This is a genomic window from Streptomyces mutomycini, assembly GCF_001700505.1.
GTDB classification, from domain to species: Bacteria; Actinomycetota; Actinomycetes; order Streptomycetales; family Streptomycetaceae; genus Streptomyces; species Streptomyces mutomycini.
Genome location: NZ_MAPV01000298.1, coordinates 1 through 5,722 on the forward strand (window position 1 = coordinate 1; position 5,722 = coordinate 5,722).

The window sequence follows — 5,722 nt, forward strand, 5'->3', positions numbered from 1 at the left end:
GGTTTTTAGGCCCGACCTCGAAGGTGTTCTTCTGGTCCCCGATAAGCCGCTCCGGGCACCTCTCCTGGTGGTGACGGTGGCCGGGGGTGCCGGCCGTGTCGCGGAGAGGGCAGGATTCGAACCTGCGTGGGTTTTTAGGCCCGACCTCGAGATGATCTCCTGGTCCCCGATAAGCCGCTCCGGGCACCTCTCCTCGTTCCCGGCTTCCGGTTTCCCGTGCCGTTCACGAGAACAACATTGGCAGGGGGTTCTGATGAGACGCTGACATCCTCCTGACGCGGTCGTTGAATTCCTTTCCGGTCTTCCCCTCGGTGTGGCGTCGGTGCTCTACTCGCACCAAAAGGAACACCTTCCGAAAGGGGTACGGGCATGCCCGCGACCACTGCGGACACCTCGGTTTTCGAGGCGATCCGGACACACACGCAGAGCGAGAACGCCAGCGCGTTCCTGGCGCTCAACAGCGGTAACAGCACCTTCACCACCCCCGGCACCGACGGCGTCGTCGTCTACCGCCGCACCGGCGGCTACGCGGTCCAGTTCGGCGGTCCCTTCGCCGCCCCCCACGCCTACGACACCCTCCTCGACGGCTTCCGTCAGTACGTGAAGGACGAGGGACTGGAGCTCGTCGGCGTGCAACTCCAGCGCGCCGACGCCGAGCGCTACGCCCGGCACGGCTTCACCGTCAACCAGGTGGGCGCCTCCTGGGCCGTGAGGCTTCCGGAGTTCTCCCTGCGCGGCACCCGCTTCATGCAGCTGCGCAACAAGATCTCCCGCGCGCACCGCAACGGCCTCGTGATCAAGGAGGTCACCGCCGAGGACTGGCAGGGTGCGATAGCGACGATCGACGAGGCGTGGCTCGGCTCCAAGGGCGGCGCACACCAACTCGAGTTCCTGGTGGGCCAGATCGGCGGTGAACCGCAGGCGCAGCGCCGGCTGTTCGCCGGCACCATCGAGGGCGCCCCGGTGGCGTACATCTCGTACTCACCCGTCTACGGCGAGCGGGCCGGCTGGATGCACGACCTGAGCCGACGTGTGCCCGAGGGTTCTCCGGGGCTGATGGAGGCCATCAACGCGCACGCCATCGAGGTGTTCCGCGCCGAGGGCGAGGAGTGGCTGCACTTCGGGTTCACGCCGTTCACCGGACTCGACGCGAGCCATGAACTCGAGGGCCACAGCCCGGCGTTCCAGTGGCTGATGCACGCGCTCTGGGCCGAGGGAGCCGCTCTCTACCCGGCGCAGACCCAGCTTTCGTACAAGCAGAAGTGGGCTCCTGACGAGCTCATTCCGGAGTACGTCGCCTTCGACCGTCCGAACGCCTCGCTCGCCGGCTTCGCGCATGTCTTCCGAGCCTGCAAGGCCTTCTGACTCACCACCAGTACACCGCCGCCATCACACGACGAGGAGAGCCGGAACAGTGAGTGACAGCAACGAGACCACGACCCCCGCCACCGGGGCCACGGCAACCGAAGCCCTCCAGCAGGCCATGGTCGGGCAGCTCATGGCCATCATCGGAGCCCCCGACGACAAGGACGTGGCCCGTGCCGCGGACGATATCGTCCAGGCGCTCGACGTCCGGCTCCGCGAGGACCGCACCGCCGCGGCCTGAGCGGAGGGAACAAGGCCCGGGTCCCCAGGGAGTCACCTCTCCGGTGGCCGGGTCCGATCAGCCCAGTATCAGTGTCACATCAGCGGGGCACGGAACGCTGGACACACGTTCGCCCGGCGGCCCGGTCCGGAGTACCGCACTGTGCTCCAGCGGTCCGGGCCGACGGGCGGTCGGCGCCCGCCTTCCGTCACCGCCCACGGAAGCACTGTCGACCCCCGGCGCAGCCACGTCCCGCAGGGCAGCGGCGCCGCCGCCCGCTTCGGGCACTTCTCCCAAGGAGAGCAACGCATGCAGCGTCCGCACGTCCAAGAAGCCCAGGTAATCGCCGCTCCCAAGCAGCGCGGCGGCGCTTCGGCCACGTTCGCCGAACTCCTCAAACGCGTCAAGGCGGAGGGTCTCCTCGACCTCGACCCGCGCTACTACATAGGCCGCCTGGCACTGAACACCACGCTCATGCTGCTCGGGTTCGCCGCGTTCTTCGCACTCGGCGACTCGTGGTGGCAGCTGGCGGTGGCGCTGTGGATGGGCCTGTGCGGCGGCCAGTCCGCCTTCATGTGGCACGACGCGGGCCACAAGGCCATGTTCCGCAGCAAGAAGGCCGCCTCCGCCATCGGGTACTTCCACGCCAACCTGGTCAACGGGGTCAGTTTCGGCTGGTGGGTCAACCACCACAACCGGCACCACAGCAACCCCAACCACCTGGACATGGACCCGGACATCGGCCGGCGCACCGCCATCTTCGACATCAAGCAGTACCCCACCCGGCGCGGTACGCAGAAGTTCGTGGTGCGCTACCAGAGCGTACTGTTCTTCGCGCTGCTGGTCCTGGAGTCCTTCAAGATGCTGAAGACGGCCATCCTGTCCATCGCCCAGGGCAAGACCAAGCGCCCCGTGCTGGAGACGTTCCTGCTGGTCGCGCGGGCGGCCATCTACCTGACGCTGGTGTTCACCGTCCTCTCGCCCGTCCTCGCGGTCGCCTTCGTCCTGGTCCAGCAGGCGGTCCTGGGCGTCTACTTCGGCATGATCTTCGCTCCCAACCACAAGGGCATGGCGATCCGTGACGGTGACAAGGAGACCCTGGACTGGCTGGAGCGGCAGGTCCTCACGTCCCGGAACATCCGCCCGTCCCTGCTGATCGACTTCCTCTACGGCGGACTCAACTACCAGGTCGAGCACCACCTGTTCCCGGCCATGCCGCAGAAGAACCTGGCACGCGCACGGGAGCTCACCAGGGAGTACTGCGCCGAGCGCGGTGTGCCGTACCACGAGGTGGGGTTCTGGGCCTCGTACCGTGAGGTCGCCTCGTTCCTGCACGAGGTCAGTGCACCGGTGCGACGCGGCGACGTCGAGGAGCAGATCCGGCGGAACGCGGACCGGGCCGCCTGACCGGCGCGCCTCCCCTCCGCCGCCTCCCGGCCCCCACCTGACCCTCGCCGTCCCGGCGCCCGCTCCGGCGTTCCCGCCACCGGGCCGCCCTCATCCGCCTCCGGCCCCCGGACCCGCGCACGTCCGGGTCGGGGGCCGCCGGGGCCCCGCTCCCCGCCCTGGCCCGATCCACCCAAAAGCCCCTAGGAGCCACGCGCATGTCCCAGACCACCACGGCGGTGAGCAGAGTCGTCTCTCCCGCCTCGATCGGGGTCCGTCTGGACCGTATGCCGATCACCCCCATGCACCGCAGCCTGACAGCGGTCGTCGGGATCGGCCTGCTCTTCGACACCTTCGAGAACAGCCTGTCGGGCACCATCGCCAAGGTGCTCCAGGACGACTTCGCCTTCGGGGCGACCTCGCTCAAACTGGTCCTGGCCTCCGTGTTCATCGGCCAGTTCATCGGCTCGCTGGTGCTCGGCCGGGTCGCGGACCGGCTCGGCCGGCGCCGGGCCTTCCTGATCAACCTCGCGATCTACTCCGGCTTCTCCCTGCTCGGTGCCTTCTCACCCAACGCGGAGTGGCTGATCGCGACCCGCTTCCTGGCCGGCATCGGCATCGGTGCCGAACAGGCCCTGTCCGACTGCTACCTGGCAGATGTCCTGCCCGCCGCCAAGCGCGGCCGGTTCATCGCCTGGGCCTACACGATCGCCTTCTGCGGGGTGCCCGCGGTCGGCTTCGCGGCCCTGTGGCTGGTGCCGCTGAGCCCGCTGGGGGTGGACGGCTGGCGCTGGCTGTTCGTGATCGGCGCACTCGGCTCGGCCGTGGTGTGGGTGCTGCGCCGGCGGCTGATCGAATCCCCGCGTTGGCTGGCGGCCACCGGCCGTACCGAGGAGGCCGACCTGCTGGTGTCCCGGATGGAGGCCCAGATCCCGGGCGGACGCCCGGCCGAGGTGCTCCCTGTGGAGCACGAGGCGTCCGTCGCCGCGCGGACGAGGCTGCGGGACATCTTCGCCCGCGGGCTGAGGCGCCGCACCGTGATGCTGTGGATCTTCTGCTCGCTCTCCGTGGTCGGCTACTACGGCTTCGGCACCCTGGCCCCGCAGATCCTCGCAGCGAAGGGCTACGACATCGTGGCCGGTCTGGGCTTCACCGCCCTGTCCTTCCTCGGTTACCCCGTCGGCTCGGCGCTGTCGCTGCCGATCATCGACCGCATCGAACGCAAGACTCTCGTCGCGCTGTCCGGCGCCGCGATGGTCGCCGCCGGAATGGGCTTCGCCTTCACCGACTCGACCGTCCTCATCGTCGCGTTCGGCTTCGGGTACACGTTGTGCAGCAACGTCTTCTCCAGCGTTTCGCACGTGTACCTCTCCGAGCAGTACCCGACGGCGATCCGGGCCACCGCGTCCGGCATGGCGTACTCGCTGTCCAAACTCAGCGCCGCCGCGCTGCCGTTCGTCCTGCTGCCCGTACTCGACTCGTACGGGCCCGTTGCGCTGTTCGGCGTCATCGCCGCCTCCATGACCGCACTGGCCGTCACCGTGCTCACGCTGGGCGAGCGCACCACCGGAGTCTCCGTGGACCACGTACCCGGCCCGCTCAACGACCCTACTGTGAAGAGGAGTTGACGATGACCTATGTCATCGCCCTGCCCTGTGTCGATGTGAAGGACCGTTCCTGCATCGACGAATGCCCCGTGGACTGCATCTACGAGGGCCGGCGCGCCCTCTACATCCAGCCCGACGAATGCGTCGACTGCGGTGCCTGCGAACCGGTGTGCCCCGTGGAGGCCATCTACTTCGAGGACGACGTCCCCGCCGAGCTGGGCGACCACCGCGGCTCCAACGCCGACTTCTTCGACACCCTCGGCTCGCCCGGGGGCGCGGGCAGTCTCGGTGTCCTCGACCACGACTCCCCGCTGGTCGGTTCCCTGGCACGGAAGGCCGTGCGGTCATGAGCGGACTCCTCGCAGGCAAGCGCATCCTGGTGACGGGCGTCGTCACGGAGGCATCCATCGCCTTCCACGTCGCCCGGCTCGCCCAGCAGGAGGGCGCCGAGGTGGTGCTGACCGGCTTCGGCCGGCTCTCCCTCATCGAGCGGATCGCCGCCCGGCTGCCCAAGCCGGTTCCGGTGGTCGAACTGGACGTCACCGACCAGACGCAGCTGGACACGCTCGCGGAACGGATCAGCGCGTCCGCCGACGGGTTCGACCGCCTCGACGGCGTCGTGCACTCCATCGCGTACGGGCCCCAGGGCGCCTTCTCCTTCCTCGACGGCGACTGGGCGGACGTCTCGACGGCCGTGCAGGTGTCGGCGTACTCCCTGAAGTCCTTGACCACCGCGTGCCTGCCCCTGATGGAGGGGCGCGGCGGCTCGGTGGTCGGGCTCACGTTCGACGCGACGGTCGCCTGGCCGCGCTACGACTGGATGGGGGTCGCCAAGGCCGCCCTCGAGTCGACCAGCCGCTACCTCGCCCGGGACCTGGGCGGCAGGGGCATCCGCTGCAACCTGATCGCGGCCGGTCCGCTGCGCTCCATGGCCGCCAAGTCGATACCCGGCTTCGGAGAGCTCGCGGAGGTCTGGCAGCACCGGGCCCCGATCGGCTGGGACCTCGTCGATCCGGACCCCGCGGCGCGCGGTGTGGTCGCCCTGCTGTCGGACTTCTTCCCGCGCACGACCGGCGAGATCGTCCACGTCGACGGCGGGGTGCACATGATGGGCGCGTGATGAACGCACGCCGAGAGGGCGGGT

Annotated in this window: 6 protein-coding genes and 1 pseudogene; 6 read left to right on the forward strand and 1 reads right to left on the reverse strand. The window is 69.1% G+C overall.

Going from position 1 to position 5,722, the window contains the following annotated elements; all coding sequences use genetic code 11:
* Positions 1 to 101: 101 nt before the first annotated feature.
* A pseudogene (locus BFF76_RS33180) lies at positions 102 to 193 on the reverse strand.
* 176 nt (positions 194 to 369) lie between these two features.
* Between BFF76_RS33180 and BFF76_RS29730 the strand changes: the two are divergent.
* From BFF76_RS29730 to fabI, 6 genes are all read left to right on the forward strand, one after another.
* On the forward strand, positions 370 to 1,365 hold the full coding sequence (locus BFF76_RS29730) for a DUF2156 domain-containing protein (protein WP_053931083.1): 996 nt from the start codon (positions 370 to 372) through the stop codon (positions 1,363 to 1,365).
* A 49-nt stretch (positions 1,366 to 1,414) separates the two neighbouring features.
* Positions 1,415 to 1,606 carry a hypothetical protein gene (locus BFF76_RS29735; RefSeq protein ID WP_065849465.1) on the forward strand — a complete coding sequence of 64 codons (192 nt, stop codon included), beginning with the start codon at positions 1,415 to 1,417 and terminating at the stop codon, positions 1,604 to 1,606.
* A 288-nt stretch (positions 1,607 to 1,894) separates the two neighbouring features.
* Positions 1,895 to 2,992, forward strand: a complete 1,098-nt coding sequence (locus tag BFF76_RS29740; protein ID WP_031089508.1) for a fatty acid desaturase family protein — start codon at positions 1,895 to 1,897, stop codon at positions 2,990 to 2,992.
* A gap of 197 nt (positions 2,993 to 3,189) precedes the next feature.
* The gene (locus tag BFF76_RS29745; protein WP_078958991.1) at positions 3,190 to 4,599 is read left to right on the forward strand and encodes an MFS transporter; all 1,410 of its coding nucleotides are present in this window, start codon (positions 3,190 to 3,192) and stop codon (positions 4,597 to 4,599) included.
* A gap of 2 nt (positions 4,600 to 4,601) precedes the next feature.
* Complete coding sequence (gene fdxA / locus BFF76_RS29750) at positions 4,602 to 4,928, forward strand: ferredoxin (RefSeq protein WP_031089513.1); 327 nt, start codon at positions 4,602 to 4,604, stop codon at positions 4,926 to 4,928.
* A complete protein-coding gene (gene fabI, locus BFF76_RS29755) occupies positions 4,925 to 5,698 on the forward strand; it encodes an enoyl-ACP reductase FabI (protein WP_053931084.1) in 774 nt (257 codons plus the stop codon). Before fdxA ends, fabI begins: the two co-directional genes overlap by 4 nt.
* Positions 5,699 to 5,722: the final 24 nt, after the last annotated feature.

What these genes read in the sequence shown, in the direction of transcription:
- fabI (WP_053931084.1), top strand. Translation starts at nt 4,925, where the DNA reads ATGAGCGGACTCCTCGCAGGCAAGCGCATCCTGGTGACGGGCGTCGTC.
- fdxA (WP_031089513.1), top strand. Translation starts at nt 4,602, where the DNA reads ATGACCTATGTCATCGCCCTGCCCTGTGTCGATGTGAAGGACCGTTCC.
- BFF76_RS29745 (WP_078958991.1), top strand. Translation starts at nt 3,190, where the DNA reads ATGTCCCAGACCACCACGGCGGTGAGCAGAGTCGTCTCTCCCGCCTCG.
- BFF76_RS29730 (WP_053931083.1), top strand. Translation starts at nt 370, where the DNA reads ATGCCCGCGACCACTGCGGACACCTCGGTTTTCGAGGCGATCCGGACA.
- BFF76_RS29740 (WP_031089508.1), top strand. Translation starts at nt 1,895, where the DNA reads ATGCAGCGTCCGCACGTCCAAGAAGCCCAGGTAATCGCCGCTCCCAAG.